11 protein-coding genes are annotated in these 16803 nt (G+C 43.1%); 4 read left to right on the top strand and 7 right to left on the bottom strand.

The window, feature by feature from the left end; translation table 11 throughout:
- Positions 1-17: 17 nt before the first annotated feature.
- Both PY364_RS09640 and PY364_RS09635 read left to right on the top strand, forming a co-directional pair.
- On the top strand, positions 18-1151 hold the full coding sequence (locus PY364_RS09640) for a hybrid sensor histidine kinase/response regulator (protein WP_275522105.1): 1134 nt from the start codon (positions 18-20) through the stop codon (positions 1149-1151).
- A 168-nt stretch (positions 1152-1319) separates the two neighbouring features.
- The gene (locus PY364_RS09635; RefSeq protein WP_275522104.1) at positions 1320-1685 is read left to right on the top strand and encodes a cupin; all 366 of its coding nucleotides are present in this window, start codon (positions 1320-1322) and stop codon (positions 1683-1685) included.
- Between the two features lie 49 nt (positions 1686-1734).
- On the opposite strand, the gene PY364_RS09630 is transcribed toward PY364_RS09635, so the two are convergent.
- The 6 genes from PY364_RS09630 to PY364_RS09605 form a co-directional block, all read right to left on the bottom strand.
- The gene (locus PY364_RS09630; protein WP_275522103.1) at positions 1735-5640 is read right to left on the bottom strand and encodes a WD40 repeat domain-containing protein; all 3906 of its coding nucleotides are present in this window, start codon (positions 5638-5640) and stop codon (positions 1735-1737) included.
- Between the two features lie 30 nt (positions 5641-5670).
- On the bottom strand, positions 5671-6063 hold the full coding sequence (locus PY364_RS09625; protein ID WP_275522101.1) for a hypothetical protein: 393 nt from the start codon (positions 6061-6063) through the stop codon (positions 5671-5673).
- A 157-nt stretch (positions 6064-6220) separates the two neighbouring features.
- Positions 6221-6877, bottom strand: coding sequence for a hypothetical protein (locus PY364_RS09620; protein ID WP_275522100.1), 657 nt, complete (start codon positions 6875-6877; stop codon positions 6221-6223).
- Between the two features lie 153 nt (positions 6878-7030).
- A complete protein-coding gene (locus PY364_RS09615) occupies positions 7031-9562 on the bottom strand; it encodes a DUF3769 domain-containing protein (protein WP_275522098.1) in 2532 nt (843 codons plus the stop codon).
- A gap of 243 nt (positions 9563-9805) precedes the next feature.
- Positions 9806-9922 (bottom strand): photosystem II reaction center protein I, encoded by a 117-nt coding sequence (locus PY364_RS09610; protein ID WP_275522096.1) that lies wholly within the window; start codon positions 9920-9922, stop codon positions 9806-9808.
- Positions 9923-10006: 84 nt separating this feature from the next.
- Positions 10007-12019 (bottom strand): hypothetical protein, encoded by a 2013-nt coding sequence (locus PY364_RS09605; protein ID WP_275522095.1) that lies wholly within the window; start codon positions 12017-12019, stop codon positions 10007-10009.
- Between the two features lie 95 nt (positions 12020-12114).
- Between PY364_RS09605 and PY364_RS09600 the strand changes: the two genes are divergently transcribed.
- Positions 12115-15528, top strand: coding sequence for an alpha-mannosidase (locus PY364_RS09600; RefSeq protein ID WP_275522093.1), 3414 nt, complete (start codon positions 12115-12117; stop codon positions 15526-15528).
- Positions 15529-15739: 211 nt separating this feature from the next.
- Here PY364_RS09600 and PY364_RS09595 read toward each other — a convergent pair whose 3' ends face one another.
- Entirely contained in the window at positions 15740-15958 is a 219-nt protein-coding gene (locus PY364_RS09595) for a hypothetical protein (RefSeq protein WP_275522092.1), read from the bottom strand.
- Positions 15959-16108: 150 nt separating this feature from the next.
- Here PY364_RS09595 and PY364_RS09590 point away from each other — a divergent pair, with 150 nt between their 5' ends.
- Positions 16109-16765: a Uma2 family endonuclease gene (locus PY364_RS09590; RefSeq protein WP_275522090.1), complete on the top strand. Its 657-nt coding sequence runs from the start codon at positions 16109-16111 to the stop codon at positions 16763-16765.
- Positions 16766-16803: the final 38 nt, after the last annotated feature.

Below are 16803 nucleotides of genomic sequence, written 5' to 3'. Positions count from 1 at the left end.
TCTTCTTCCTTCTTCTTATGAGCCAATTATCTATCTTAATTGTTGATGATGAACCTGATAACTTTGATGTACTAGAAACTCTGTTATCAGAACAGGATTATCAATTACATTACGCTGCTAGCGGTCAAGATGCGATCGCATCCCTCGATACCTTCAATCCCGATCTAATTTTGCTGGATGTGATGATGCCAGGAATAGACGGCATCGAAGTTTGTCGGCGCATTAAAGCCATGTCAAAATGGCAAGCAGTTCCAATTATTATGGTGACAGCATTAAACTCAAAATCAGACCTTGCCCATTGTCTAAGTGCCGGTGCCGATGACTTTATTAGTAAACCTGTCAATGGGATTGAAATGCGTGCCCGCGTCCATTCAATGCTCAGAATTAAGCAACAGTATGACAACATCCAGAGCTTATCGCGCATCCAAGAAAATACGATTGAGTTCTTAGAAAGCAACCTTAATGAACTGCGTGGTAACTTAGCTTCTAGTCTATCCCATGAATTGAATACGCCTCTCAATGGTATCTTAGGCACGATTGGGTTGCTGGGGGACGATCTCGAAGAGATGGATGTTACCGAAATCCGTGAGATGTTAGGATGGGCAGATCAATCGGCTCGTCGCTTAGAAAAATTAACGAAAAAATTCCTGATTTATTTAGAATTAGAATTATCCGCAAGTCGGCCGGAAAAGATCGCATCTGTGCGAAGTAAATTTTCTGCTACTACCATTGAAGCTGGGTTAAAATCCTATGCTGAGAGTATCAATCGTAGTAACGATCTCATATTTGCACTTGAGGAAGCGGAAATCGCTATATCGGAGCGATATCTATCAGCGATTATTTATGAATTAGTTGATAATGCGCTGAAATTTTCCTTACCAGAGACAACGATTAAAATTAGTAGTCAAGTCGTAGGGGAGATGCTGCATTTATCTGTACATGATTTAGGGCGAGGTATGACAGAAGAACAAATTGCTAAGGTTGGTGCATTCATGCAGTTTGAACGCAAAAGTTATGAGCAACAGGGTATTGGTATGGGCTTAAAAATTGCAAAGAAAATTGTCGAATTGGCGGGAGGAGAGTTCTCGATTACGAGTGTCTATCAACAGGAAACAACGGTAACTCTCACTGTGCCAATTGTTCGTAATTAGAACTTTGGGCGATGGAAATCGCGGCTATACAAACAAAGTCCGCACTTCGACAAGCTTAGTGTAAACACTTCAAAAAGCTCAGCGAATACCTGCGCGGACTTGAAGAATTCAAAGATGAATAAACTCAAATTTGTGGTAAGATTGTATTATTAACTATCAATTAAATCAATGACTACTTTAATTAACGCACCAACCCAAATAAATGCAGTAGGCATTCCACCGAAAATCATTGAGGAATTTGTGGGGAATGTGAACTCGCAAACGAGTGCTATTAGTATTGCGAAAATGCAAAGTCCTAGTGGTTGGAGCGAACCGGGACAAATACCAGAATTTGATGAATATACGGTGGTGTTGCGAGGGTGTTTGAGGGTGGAAACGAAAGAGGGAATATTTGATGTGATGGCGGGTCAAGCAATTATTATTAATCGTGGAGAATGGGTGCGCTATAGTACGCCAGGAAGTGAAGGGGCAGAGTATATTGCGGTTTGTACTCCGGCCTTTTCTCCGAATACTGTTCACCGGGAGGGTGAGTAGGGGATGGAGAAATGTAGATTGTGGAAAATAGCAGAGGAAAGTATTATTTTTAATTTTTTCCAGTTGGGATACCATCGCATAGATGTCTGTCACTATCGCTAACATTTGCGCTGGGGTTGTGCAAATAAACCCGCACCTTGTCGCAACCTTCTTTTTGTAATTCATCGAGATCGATCTTCCATAATCTTAATTTACCATCATCACTGCCAGCAGCAAGGTATTTCTGATCGGGACTAAAACTTACTGAATAAATAGGGCCTACTTCTACATTAATAGTATTCAGCAAAATACCATCCCGATTCCAAATCTTGATAGTATGATCCATACTACCAGAAGCGATCATTTGACCATCAGGGCTAAAACTTATACTCTGAACTTCTCCTGAATGTCCGTAAAAATTTTTGATAAATTTACCATCTTTAGTCCACAGTTTGATTGTCTGATCGTCACTAGCAGAGGCAATAATTTTACCATCGGGGCTGAAACTTACATCTTTTACTTTGTTCTTATGATCCTTAAGATTTTTCAGCAATTGACCTGTATTACTCCAAAGTTTAACTGTATTGTCAGCACTAGCCGAAGCTAAAGTTTTTCCATCGGGACTAAATCTAACTCTATAAACTGAACCTTTATGACCTGTAAAAGTATGTATCAAACTACCATCTTTATTCCAAAGTTTTATTTTTTCGTCAGAACTTGCTGAAGCAATCATCTGACCATCAGGACTAAAGGCTACACCTTGAACATAGTCGATATGACTAGACTGATTGCTGCAATATTTTTCTTTATCTTTAGATTTGATTGAAGGGTCTATTAAAGTTTTGATCAAGCGACCATCAGAGTGCCACAATTTCACAGTGCAATCCCAACTAGCAGAGGCAATCATTTTACCATCAGGACTGAAGGCTACTCCCTTAACCTGCCCGTTATGGCTAAGCTTAGTGCGTCCATCACATTGATCATCTGGTAATTGACTCAACGTAGGATCTCTGAACTCTTTTTTTGAGTTGTTATTTGTATCCCTCAGTTTAACAATTTTGCACTTGCTACCTGAAGCAATGATCTGACTGTCAGGACTGAAACTGATATCCCATATAGATTGATCACTTCCTCCAAAAGCCTGCGGAGTTTCCTCTTTGTTCCATAATTTCACTGTATTGTCAGCACTAGCAGAAGCAATAATTTTACCATCTGGGCTAAAACTTATGCCCCATACTCCATTTCCATGTCCCTTAAGAGTCTTATGTGTCTTGTTGGGTATATCCCAAAGTATAACTCTTTTGTCAGAAGTAGCTGCTGCAATTATCTTGTCATCAGGGCTAAAACTTACTCCTCTAACAAAATCTTTAGACTGTTGGAGACAACTAATGGCAACACCGTTTCTGCTTATAGGTTCTTTTCCCTCGTTTTGACACATACTGTTTACATCCTTTTCCTTAGCCTCCAGCTTAAAATTTAGACGTTTGATCCAATCGTCGGAAAAAGGAAGGGAAGAAACCTCTTCTTTACGCCAAAGTTTAATAGTACCATCACCGCCTCCTGTAGCCAGCATCTTTCCATCAAGGCTAAAATGCACACCCCAGACTCCTCTGAATTTTTCTTCTTTATCTTTATCTTGAGGATCTTTTATGTCATGTCCTATAAGAGTTCCTAGTAACTTTGCATCCTTGAATGTACCATTTTCGCTCCTCCAAAATTTGACAGTGTTTTTATCACCACCAGTGGCGAGGGTTTTGTTATCTTTAAAACTCATGCTCAAAACTCGATCTTGATTAACTTGTTTAGCCGAAATAGTTTTCAATCGTTGACCATCCAAATTCCAAAAATTAAGATCACCATTTTTACCAGATGAAGCAATTATTTTCCCATTGGGACTGAATTTTACTACATAAACTGGAGAGCTATGTTTTAAAGGTTTTAAATTTCTGAACGCAGTACCATCTTGATTCCATAATCTAATAGTTTTATCGTCACTTGCAGAAGCAATTATACCATCTCGGCTAAAGCTTACATTCCAAACAGTACCAGTGTGTCCTGTCAAATCTTTCAGTAAGTGACCATTTTCATCCCATAATTTTATTGTTTTATCCTGGCTAGATGAAGCAATAATACCATCACGGCTGAAGCTAACACTTGTCACTTCATCCTGATGTTTCTCTAGGCGATTGAACTCTCGAACATCATAAACAGCCTGCCTCAAAGTAGTAACAACTTGAATTCGATTATCAATTGTTGTTGGCCACAATGCTTGTTTAAACTTCTGTGTAGCTCTTAAGCTTTCTATTAAACCATCAAATTCTTTATTAGATTGTAAAAGTAATTGTGATGATGTAACTAGGTCTCTAATTTCTGTTTGTTGTCCTTGCCACCCTAACAGACACAAAGCACCGATGAAGCCAGCGCTTAATCCGAAAATAATCGACTGTCTGAGGCGTTTCTCTTGTTGTTTTTCCCGTTCTCGAAGTATTACACTCTTCTGAATAAACTCTCGCTCTCCTAAACTCAGTTCATCTGAGCGCTTTTGTAACCAACTTTCTGCCACTCCTAATGGCACACCCCGTAACAATGCCCCCTCATCTTGTTGCGCCTCTTGCCATTGTTGCACAGCCGCCCGTAAACGCTCTTGCCAAGAGCGAAAATCGCGGTCTGCTGACATCCATTCTCGCAGTTGACCCCAATTTTTAATCAGTGCTTCATGGACAACTTCGACAGTCTCAATACTTGCAGAATTACGACTTGTCACCACTAACCGAGCATCAGCAAGTTGTTTGACTAATGACCAACTTTGATCGCCCAATTCTGCTTTCAATGCCATTCGCCGCGTATCTTCTGCACCCTCACCAGGACGTACTAATTGAATAAAAATACGTTGTACCTGTTTTTGCTCAGAGGGATTCAATAGTTGATATTGAGCATTAGCATAAGTGGTTAAAGCACCTTGCACCTCGCCAATTTCCTCATAAGCAGCATGAGTTAATTCTTTCCCCTTACGTTTTGCCCATAACTCCGTTAAAGCAAACTCTAATAATGGTAAATTTCCCGGTTCATTTTCGATACTATCAAGGATGCGTTTTACTAATCCATCGGCAAATTTTACCCCTAATTTATCCGCAGGTTTTTCAATCACCTGTGATAGTTCCTCACGATTCATTGCTCCTAGTTTAATATCAGCATTTTGCAATAAATCGGCAAAAGGACGATAGGAAAGAGCATTTCCCAAAAAGTCCGCCCGCATTGTTGCGACAATTATAAGAGTAGATTGATTCAGGGAAATAGGAGAGGGAATGCTGTCTAATAATAGGTCAAGAAAACGGCGACGGTTTTCTTCATTACAGAGAGTATAAAGTTCTTCAAACTGATCGGCAATCAGTAGCACACGATCATGTGGGTGATTTTGTCGAATTTTAAGAATAACGTCAGAAAGGAGAATCTTGCCATTACGAAACCCATCCGCAAGTTCACTAGCTTGGCAAAGTTGAGCAGTCTCGTTGAGATTTGGTGTGTAAAGAGGGACGAGTGCTTGAGCTAAGGCATAAAAAGGATCAGCAATATAACTTTTTGCTTGGCGGATAACCCCTGGACGAAAGTAAGTAAATTTCCAATTGCCTTCTTGCTGTAGCTTGGGCACAAGTCCCGCAAATACTACAGAAGATTTTCCACTCCCTGATGCACCTAAAACGGGAATAAAGTTAAGGTTTTGAGTTGCCTTAAAGAGTTCTGTAACAAAAAATTCACGACCAAAGAAAAATTCAGCATCATTATGGTCAAAGTGAAATAATCCGCGATAGGGACAGGGGAGAATTTCATCTGTAGCATTAGTAGAAACAGATGCGACATAGGTATCTTTTGGGTCATGGTAATTATTAATTATAGTAATACTTGCATGACCTGTTGCAGATATAGCCGCGTATTCTGAACCTGTAACTCTTTGCTGAATTTCTTGTTCTTCAGACATCCCCGACTCCTGAATTATTCAAGAATAGTCTTAGTGATCTTTTGATGTTTCATGCTCAGTAATACCGCTGATACTTGCATTACCAGAACCAGAAGTTGCTGCATATTTAACATTGCTAACATTCTGGGTGATAACCTGTTGTCCACCTGGTTGTTCTTTAAGTTTGCTGAGTAAATCTTGAGCCAACTTCACAATCTCAGGATCGTCATTAACCTTGGCGTTTTCAACTTCTTCTTGTAGCGTAGCTTTCCGGCCTTCGGAGTCGGGCTTTTTCTCTAATTGCTTGACTGCATTAACTACATCACTTTCATCACCAAATTTCTTTTTTAAGGCAGCTTTGAGAGCCGTATAAGCATCTGTAATCGCATCTTTAGCCACAGGAATAGCAAGACCAGTCACAATCGCGGTAGTAATTGCGTCCATATTTTCTCCCTCTTTGTGAATTTTATGATTTATCTTATTATTGCCCAGTCATCATTATCTCATGCTTGACGATACCACTGCCCAGTTCTTCAACATCTTTTAACATCTCAGCCTGAAAGCGATCGCACCAAATTTTTCCGCAATTACCAATTACAAGTTACCCTCTTTCATTCTTCCTTTTTGCCTCGGTTGCAACTGCTTTCAACTTACTATAAAAGTCAGTATGTTTAACAGGATGAGCCGAAGAATCAATATCTCCCAATTCATTATTACTACTATCAGATTCCTCAGAGTTAGACTCAGTTATCGCTTCCCGATTAGAGGCAACTTCTGCACTTTCTCCCGTCCAATTAAAAATAGTAACTTCACCACTAGACTTGCTACCTCTTACTCCTTCCTCTTTCTCTTCCTCTTCCTCTTTTATCTGATTCAAAATAGGGGATTGACGGGGAGGCAATTCAGAGGCAGCCGGAGTTTCCCATCCAGGTAAATCTATTTCTGCCGGAGACTGATTCGCCTCTTCTTCAATTGTTGAATCAAGGGGAAAACTGCTACAAACTAAACGTTCAAATTCATGATTGAAATGATAGAGTGGTTGACCGCGCCGCTGCCACATAGCTAATAAGTGTTCAACAGAAACGGTTTTGTAACGACCTTGATAAAGGGCTTCAACCACTGCTAAACGTAACCAATATGCCGGGTAAATGGCCAACCACTCACCCACCAATTCCTCAACTGTGTCCCCGCTGATGTCAAAACTGTAGTGAACCAGCAGAGACGCTGCCTGTGCAGATATAGCGGTAACATCTGTCATTGTTAGTAGTTAGTAGTTAGTAGTTAGTAGTTAGTAGTTAGTAATTACCAGTTAACAGTTAACAGTTAACAGTTAACAGTTAACAGTTAACAGTTAACAGTTAACAGTTAACAGTTAACAGTTAACAGTTAACAGTTAACAGTTAACAATTAACTAATCTGATAAACGCACACCTCCTTCAACAGTTCGCACACCGGAGAAAGGTTCGGGAGTACCTAGCCAGTTGAAGTCGCTGATCCGAAAGGTAAAACTGCCAATTTGACGCTGCGGGTTAAAACGCAAGATCAATCCGTAGGTGCGGTGGCTATATTCCAAAGTGTAGTCTGTACTGATAACTTCACTGCTTTCTAAATTAATTGCTGATTGAAATCCAACTCGGAAACCTCCAAAAACTTGTTGTACGATTCCAAAGGAGAGGATTCTCAAATCCACTAGGCGATCGAATAAAAATGGTGACAGACCATCCCGCGCTACCTGGGTGTAAGTGACGTTAAATGCAGTGTAGTCTAAATATCTGCGAGCGAAATGACCAAATTGCCCTTGGATGCCAATACTACCAGCAACGGAGTTTTGCGAATCGCCGTTGCTGTAGATGCTGGTGACACCCCTGACTCCTAATGCGAGTTGCACAAAGGGAACTACTGGCCTAGCTGTGTATCTCAAACCCTGTGTGGGTGTGCGAGGTAAGGCTTTCCCACTCCAAAGGTTAAAACCGCGACTTACGCCGATGCTGGCTTGAAAGCGGTTGAGATCGACGCGGTTATTAGGCCGGAATAGGGGGAGTAAATCAGGGCGATCGCTATCAGCATTGATAAACTGATAGCCAACTTGATAGCTAACATTAATGCCGCTGTCACCCAAGGGAATGACGGGGGAGGCTAAGACTGCGCCGACGCTACTGTGGACGGTTTGATATCCCAAACTGCCGTTAAATAAGCGATCGCGAAAGCTGTATTCCCCCGTTAGCGTATGGTTGCCCACATATTGCCGCAACCGCAAGTTACCCCGAAAGTCCTCTTCGTCGAGATTGGGGAATTGGTCAAAGTTGAGAATTTGCGCTGTCCCTTGGAGTTTTGTCCGCGAGCCCAAGTCGGCACTCAAGGTGGCCCTCATCCCGTAGTTGTCGGGGAAAAAAGGGTTGTTATCGTGTTTCTCGATCGCTCTCTGAATGTAAAACTGGGGAGTAACATTCAGTTGCACCGATCCGCCAGTAAATACATCAAAAGGACATTCAACATATAATCCACCACGATCGCCGCGATCGAAGCCGAATGTCAAGCAAGGGCCATTCCGCTTGCGACTGTCAAACACTTGCCGTTGCGGGAATATAGGTATTTTAATCGCTTGGTCAAAAACCAGGCGCGGCTTAGTTGTTACCAATTCTTGTGCAGTGGGTGAAATCTGCCTAATTACCGCACTTCGGGCTCTGATCTCAAATTCGGGCGGCGAAAACGGATCGTTAGTCAGTCGAATATTAGTCGCTACCCTAGTACCGTCAGGTTTAATATCCAGTCTTTCAGCTTCAAACCGCACGCGGTTGACAGTACCTGTTACTTGCGGAAAGGTGAAAAATTGCCCTCTCCTACCACCAATCACAACGTTAGCACCGGGAGTTGCCCTAATTCCGCGCACGGGTTGCTGACTGAGAATGCGATCGCTAAGAGGTTCGTCTAAAAGCCCGCCCGCACTAATGTCTGTGGGCAATGTCGGGGCGAGATCGGAACCTGCGGTGGGGATAAAAAGTTCTCCTCTAGCTTGTGCGATCGCGCCTGAGTTCAAACCTAAATTGTATTCCATGCGATCGCCGCGCACGACTTGCTGCCCTCGTCTGTAGGCAACATTACCCTCCGCGACTACTTGCCTTGTTAGCAAGTTCACCACTGCGCGATCGGCATCGATTACACTTTGCTGAAACCTAACAATTACGTTACCGATCGCCGTCACTACTTGCTGGCGATCGTCAAATTCTTGTCTATCAGCTTTAATTTCTACAGTATCAGTAGCACGAGGGATGGGGGGACGGGGAGTCGGGGGAACGGGAGGACGGGGAGTCGGGGAGTTGGGGGGACGGGGAGTCGGGGGTTGAGGCTGTGGGCGATCGGGTGGAGTTTCCTGTGGTGTTTCTTCGGGAGTGGGAATCTCGATATCTCCCCCTTTCTCAGTTTCCCCCTCTCCTTGGGGTTGGTTTTCAGGCTTCGCTGGTTGTATTTCTTCTGGTCGAGAATCGCTGGGAACATCTGTAGGCAAGGCTTCCGGCGTTCCTTGAGCCAGCTTTAAAGGGTCGCCATTGCGTTTTGGGATTGCACCTTCCACAGGTGCTAGGGGGTAAGTTGTGAAGGAGAACTCTTCAATTTCTCTGCTTTGTGGTTCCTGTGCCTCTGAAACAGATCCTTCTGGATTGGTAAACCCCACAATTACAGCGTCGTTGCTGTCAAAATTAGCTAGTTCATCCCTTGGCGTGGCCGATAAACCCGTTTCTATTGGCGGCCCCAGCACTTCGGCTGAGTTTGTCTGTTCTAGGCTAAAGTTGGGTTCCGGTAGCTGTTGAAGTGTAATAGCTTTGACTGACTGGATTGATTTTGCTATTGGTGCCGCGTTGCTGTCCTCCCAAGTCGGGGTGATATCCTCAACCTGCTGGGTATGGACAATTGCAGGGGGTTCTGGAGGCGGTACCGGATAGGGCATAGGGAATTAAAAATTGCAAATTCAAAATTAAAAATGTCTGAGTGAAGAGATGTAGGTGGCGATCGCATCAATTTAGCTAGTCAATTCAGCCATAAGATAACCTCGCCTGTGAGCGAGGCAAAGTATAACAAACAGCTATGATTTTCAAGCTTTTATCTATTTTTGGTACTTATTACAACTCCGATCGGGGGAGCGATCGCGCTACCCCCTACAATAGCTGCCCAGTAGGATTTTACCGCTGGTTTACTCCATGTCTCTACGGTTGGGGTTCCGGGCGGGGTCGTTGGACAAAAATCCAAAAATGAATAAACAAGCAAAGAACACCACAACAACATTAACGACGATCTTAAGGGTGAGCACAGTATTTCTCTCCAGGGATGTAAAAGGCTGAGTTGATTTGTTGCGACGATTGCCACAACTTTTTTTATAATATCTAAAGATCGGTCAGTTTTTGCTGTTGAAAATTTTGTCCAACTCGGTTTTTCCCCAGTTCCAAATTCCTAACCCGACTTCTTCTAGCCATAGCATGGCGATGTCCACCCATTCTAGGGCTTGTTCTAGGGGGTGTTTGATGTATCCTCTGGAGATTACTTGGGCTTCCCACCAGTCGGGTGCTGGTTTGACTGAGCTACTTTTTGCTGGCTCTCGTGTGGCGACGGCGCTTGTTGTCTGTTGAGTTTTGGCGGCAAAGGTATTGACTTTAGCAATGTTTTGTGCATTAGCAGGCCGTGTCTTTACGGATGCTGGGTTTAATTCTTCGGTTTCTGAGGATGGGGCATAGCTGGATGTTGCTGTAGCCTGTGCTGTTACGAATGCTGGGTTTAATTCTTCGGTTTCTGAGGATGGGGTATAGCTGGGTGTTACGGTTAGAGCGCTTACTAAGTTGATTTCGGCTGGGGGAGGGTTGTTATCTATTATTCTGGGGGCCAGGGAGATTTCGCCAAGTAGAGCGCTCCAGGTTAGCCAAGATTGTTCGTGGGGGCGATCGCTATTTGCTTCAAGTTCTGGGATTAATAGGGGAGATTGGTTATACTTTGCATAAATAGCTTCGGCAATTTCTTTCTCACTTTGTTCTGTTTTGCCGTCAAAGAAGTAATCAACTGCGGACAAAATCAATTCGACAACTTGTTCAAATTTTTCTTCAAATTTCTCAATCCCTACCAATTCGGATTTTTCCGGCTCTGACTTCGCGATTGCTGGTGATTTTTGCTGTTTTTGCAGGAATGCTGGTGAGGAACGCTTTATATACTTGATATAATTAGCTAGGGGCGTTTGGGGTGATTCTTGCTCTGCGATCGCCTCTTGTAAAGATGAGGTAATGAGCGGGAATAGCCGCCCCGGCTTTCCTTCCTGAGCTAGGATGGGATTGGTAATCGGTAATGATGGCATCCCCTCCTGTGCGTCGGTTGGGGGGGGAGTAGGAATCGGGAATGGTACTTTACCTTTTCTGTCCTTGGCTAAAACGGGATTGATAATCGGTAACGGTACTTTCCCTTTTTCCCCATAAGTAAATTGGAGACTGGTAATCGGTAATTGGTAATTTCCAGTCTCCAGTCCCAATTGGTAATTGGAAATTGGTATCTGACCATTATAACCTATTCTGGGCAATTTGGCTTCACCGAACAGATTTACTTTCACGGCGACGGGGCTGGTTTGTACCCAAGCCATTACTCGCACAAATTGGCGCAGTAATGGCAATAAATTAGCTTGATTTGCGACTAGCTGTAGGTCTGTGGTAAATTGCTGTTGCCTTTCGGCTTGCAGTTGCCGTTGTTGCCAGTATGCTGCGACTTCGGTGAGTATTTTTGCTTGAATTTCTGTTTGTTGCTGGGCTGTTAAGATGTCTAAGGTTTGATTTTCAGGGGCGACAAGTACCAAGGTGCGGGTAGCGAGGGCGGTGGCGATTCCCAAAATCTGCGGTTGATGGGATACTGGAATTTCTGGCGCAGGGCTTAGTGCTAGTATGCCTGAGTTGGATGGTTTGTCAAGTTCGGTGAGGGTATCGGCTGAAGTTGCGATTAAATCTTTAAATAATGACAAGTCTGCTTGTCCATTTTCCCCTGGGTTTGGGGAGGTGAAGGCTACTTTGCCTGGATAAATTTCAGATATTTCTGGTACTGTGGGCTCAGTTGTGGCCGCAGGTAGGTATAATTCTTTCAGAAATGACAAAACTTGTTGAATGGGTTTATCGGTTTCGGGAGGGTTTTCGATTTCTTCCTTGACAGATTCGCCCAATTGTGATACTGATGTTGTTTTGGCTTGCTGGAGTCTGAGGCCGAGGGTGCGTGCTGTTTGTAGCAGGAGATAAACTGGATATAAAGTTGCCTGTAATGCTCCGCTGGCTGCCACCTTCAAGTGTCGCAAGGCGAGGTCGCATTTGTCAACGACTTTGCGGGATTGCTCTGAGATAAAATTGAGCAATCTGCTTTGGTAGCGTTTGTTGTAAGAAGAAGACATAATTTAGATTTAGATTTAGATTTTATTAGATTTTTAGAGCGATCGCATATTCCTTGTCCTTCCCACTGAAATTTTAGCGAAATATGAGCGATTCTATGCCACCTGCCACTGATAAGATTTCTGAAGCTATTAAGAACTTGCGGCGGTTGACTCGGCTTGATATTCTGGCTAATTGGGGGTTTTGGGAAGGATATCTGGCGATCGCGCAACTTCAGGATTTAGACTGCTGGTCTATTGCCAAACTTAACGATCGAAAACATATCGCCTGGTCGTCTGGTCAGCAAGTTCTCTGGCTAAGGCAAAGAATTGTAGTTCCCCACAATTTGTACGGCTATCCTTTAGCTGGTTTATCCTTGCGCGTTAGCCTGACTTGGTGGGCTCAAGCAGTCTTAATTTTTGTTAACGGCGAGTTAGTACAAGCGGGAGATCTATTTGACTCCTCGGCGCGAGTTTTGCTTAAACAGACGGCTATACCAGGTGAAGAAATTATACTAGCTTTGCGCTTAGTAAGTCCAGGTCACGATGCTGGTGCTTTGACGCGATCGCTCTTGCTTTGGGAATCAGCCGACCCGGCTTGTCTCGACCCCGGTTTAGTTGCTGACGAATTAGAAAATTTGCAAAACTTAATTAGATTTGAAAATTCCCAACACCCCAGCACAAATATCTTACTGTCCCCTCCTGCTGTTGTCAAGGGGGATAATCTAGATTCTTTAATTGAATTAATTGATTGGGAGGTCTTGTCAGATAGAGCAAAGTTTGAGCGATCGCTGTTCGCTCTTCGGCAATCTCTTTTAGAAGGAGATATAGAAACCCCTCTTCAAAATCTACTTTCCCCAGCCTTGCCAATTCAAACAACAATTCAATCTTCCCTTAAGCAATCTCAAATTCACCTGGTCGGACACGCTCACTTAGACTTAGCTTGGTTATGGCCAGTTAGCGAAACTTGGGAAGTAGCCCAGCGGACATTTGAATCAGCACTCCAACTATTACAAGAATTTCCCGACTTAATTTTCTGCCATTCGACACCCGCGCTTTACGCCTGGATAGAAAAACACCGCCCCGACTTGTTTGAAAACATCAAAAAACAAGTCGCCGCCGGTCGATGGGAAATTGTCGGCGGCACTTGGGTGGAACCAGAGTTAAACCTAATTTCTGGCGAGTCAATTGTGCGACAAGTTTTTTACGGTCAGCGTTACGCGCGAGAAAAATTTGGAGAATTGATGCGCGTAGCTTGGCTACCGGATACTTTCGGTTTTTGTTGGCAGTTACCCCAGATTTTCAAGCAAGGCGGAATTGAATACTTTGTCACGCAAAAGCTACGCTGGAACGATACAACCGAATTTCCTCATAGTGTATTTTGGTGGCAGTCACCAGATGGCTCTCAAATATTTAGCTTGATGTCTGCACCGATTGGGGAAGGCATTGAAGCAGTAAAGATGGCAAATTATACCTGCGATTGGGAAGCAAAGACAGGTTTGAAAGATGCTCTTTGGTTGCCGGGAGTTGGCGATCATGGTGGTGGCCCGACTCGCGATATGTTAGAAGTCGCTAAGCGTTGGCAACTGTCGCCATTTTTTCCCGAATTGAAATTTACTAAGGCGGTTGATTATTTATCGTTAATTAGGGGTAAGTTGTCACGAGAGATGGGAGAGTTTCACTCAGCAAGCGAGACAGATATGCAATCACCAATTCCCGTTTGGAATGACGAACTTTACTTAGAATTTCATCGCGGCTGTTACACGAGTCATGCCGACCAAAAGCGATGGAACCGTTATTGTGAAGGGTTATTATATGAAGCTGAACTGTTAGCTGCCTTGGCAACTCTGAGCGCAGGTATGGTTTATCCGCAAGCTGAATTACAGATGGCTTGGAAACAGGTACTTTTTAACCAATTTCACGATATTTTGCCCGGTTCTTCCATCGGTCAAGTTTACCTGGATGCCAATCAAGATTGGGCAGAGGTGGAACAGGTTGGTCAGGAAATATTGACGGCGGCGATGGATGCGATCGCATCTCAAATTACCTTACCTCCGCCGCCGTACCCAGACGCGCAACCGCTTCTGATTTTCAATACCCTTAACTGGTCGCGGTCGGAGGTAGTCGCTATACCTTTACCGACTCCTATGCACTTAACAAGCAAAGGGGAACTTGACTGGCAAATTTGTGATTTGTCTGGACAAAGGCTGACATCGCAGCTATCTGCGGCTGACCATCAGTCGCCGTCTACACTGCTATTTTTAGCCTCAGAGATACCGCCTGTTGGCTATCGGCTGTTTTGGTTATATCCCCAAGAAGCTGAAACCCTTGAAAATGCCCCGGTTGAGGAAGAAAGCCAGAAAAAAGTTAAGCTGCCCCAGGTTACACCCGTAATTATAGCACAAGATCGAGATTTTGAAGAAAAAAACTATTTTGAGCCAAAAGATTGGATTTTAGAGAATGAATTTATCCGGGTAAAAGTGGAGAGCAATACTGGCAATTTATCCAGTATTTATGATAAAGCTAACACCAGAGAAATTCTCAATATAGGCGGTGGTAATCAACTCCAAGCTTTCAAAGATAGCAATCAATACTGGGATGCTTGGAATATCGATCCGAATTATGCCAAACATCCTTTACCTACGCCAATATTAAAAGATATTCATTGGATAGAACAAGGAAAAATACAGCAGCGATTGCGAGTAGTACGACAAATTGGCAAGTCAGAATTTTGCCAAGATTACATCATCCAAGAGTCGTCGCAGGTGTTGAAAATTACGACGATTGTAGATTGGCAAGAACGTCATGTATTAGTTAAGGCAGCTTTTTCACTTAATTTAGAAGCAGAGGCAGTAACCTATGAAATCCCTTGCGGTGCGATTGAGCGCAAAACGCGATTAACATCTGAACAAAATCAGTCTTTTGCTAAATGGGAAGTACCAGCTTTGCGCTGGGCAGATATAAGTGTTGATGGATACGGCGTTAGTTTATTGAATGATTGTAAATATGGCTATGACGCTGCATCAAATCAATTGCGACTAACTTTGTTGCGGGGTTCCACTTGGCCAGATGAAGCAGCAGATCGAGGGATTCATAAATTTACTTACAGCATTTATCCTCACGCAGGAAATTGGCAAAATGCTCGTACAGTTAGACGTGGCTATGAGTTGAATTTGCCGTTAAAGGTGAAGGTTTTGCCCATAGGAGAAAATCGAGGTAAGATTTTGCCACCTGTGAGTAAGTTGTTGGATTTATCCGGGGAAAATTTAGTTTTGATGGCATTTAAGCAGTCGGAGGATGATGAGAATATTTGGATTTTACGGTGTTATGAGTGTTGCGGGGGAGAGGGGAGGTTAGAATTGAAAAGCGATTTGGGGTTGGCGATTGTGCATTCAGTAGATTTATTAGAAAAATCCGGGAATAAGGAAGAAACTGCAAAGCCGCAGAGGGAAAAAGAAGATTGTTTGAGAAATGAGCAAGGTTTTGAGATTAAACCTTGGAAGATTGCTAGTTTTGCTGTCGTGAAGCGTTAAGAAGAAGGAAGAAGGAAGAAGGAAGAAGGAAGAAGGAAGAGGAAAGAATCGCCCTACAAAATTAGTAGGGCTTACGCAAAGAAACCGGGTTTCTGTGAAAAATTGTTGGTTTCTCAACTAGAGATTTACGAAGAAACCCGGTTTCTAGCCTCGGTCTGCGTAAGTCCTGCAATTAGCAATTAGCAATTAGCAATTAGCCATACCAATAAAGTTATTCAAAATACTGCTGATATAACTCTTTAAGTAAATTCTCCAATTCTTCTTCAGGACAACACTCAATTAAAGCTGCAAAGACACCTAGCAATTTGGCTGCACTTTCTCCCAGCATTGGACTTAATCCCCAAACATCATGTACCCAGTCTTGAGGACTATCGTCGTCAAAAACAAAACGTTCGAGTAGTTGCTTGGCTTCTATTTTAGAAATCGGCATTGGGTTGACCTGTAGCTAGAAAAACGTTAAACTAAATTTATCCGCCTCAAAGATTGTGGGAGGCAATATCTCCTCTACTAATAATAGCGCAGACTTGACAGTTTTCTTTGATTTTCAGACAAAATTAAAATTTTTAATTTGGAATTGCTTATGAGCACTTTAACTTTGGTTGCCAAACCTATTAGTCTAATGAAGTTTGCTCCCGGTAGTGCCGTCACAATCACAAATGTGAGTTGGCAGGAATTTGAGTCAATTTTACAGGAGTTGGGACAAAAACGACGAGCGAGAGTTGCTTATAGCAAAGGTACTTTAGAAATTATGGTTCCCCTACCCGAACACGAAATTCCAAGAGATTTAATTTCAGATATTGTCAAAACTTTGCTTAGGGCGGCCGGCATTCGTTATCAACCTTTTGGCTCTACTACCTTTAAAAAAGAAGGTAGAGCAGGCGTTGAACCCGATGCTTGTTTTTATATTGAGAATTATCAGCGGATGATTGGCTGTCGCCGACTTGAACCTAACGATCCTCCTCCCGATTTGGCTATCGAAGCTGATGTTAGTTCTAAAACAACTCTGGAAGCATATCAAGCAATAGGAGTTCCTGAAGTATGGGTTTATGATAGTGGGAGGCTAACTATTTATTTGCTGAGGGATGGAGAGTATGTCAAATCCGATCTTAGTCCTACTTTTTCGCAGATAGCTATTACTGAGATTATACCCGCTGCGGTAGCCCGTTCTTGGGTGGTGGGAAACCTTCAGGCGTTAGAAGAATTGGAAGTTGCGATCGCAGAAGGCAATAGTCAGTAAATAGGGTAAGGTGTTAAGCATTCTAAATTTAAGATTTA

It is taken from the genome of Kamptonema sp. UHCC 0994 (assembly GCF_029167235.1).
In the GTDB taxonomy this organism is placed as follows: domain Bacteria; phylum Cyanobacteriota; class Cyanobacteriia; order Cyanobacteriales; family Microcoleaceae; genus Kamptonema.
Note: the sequence above shows the minus strand (reverse complement) of the source record. Positions and strands in the feature narration are given on the sequence as shown.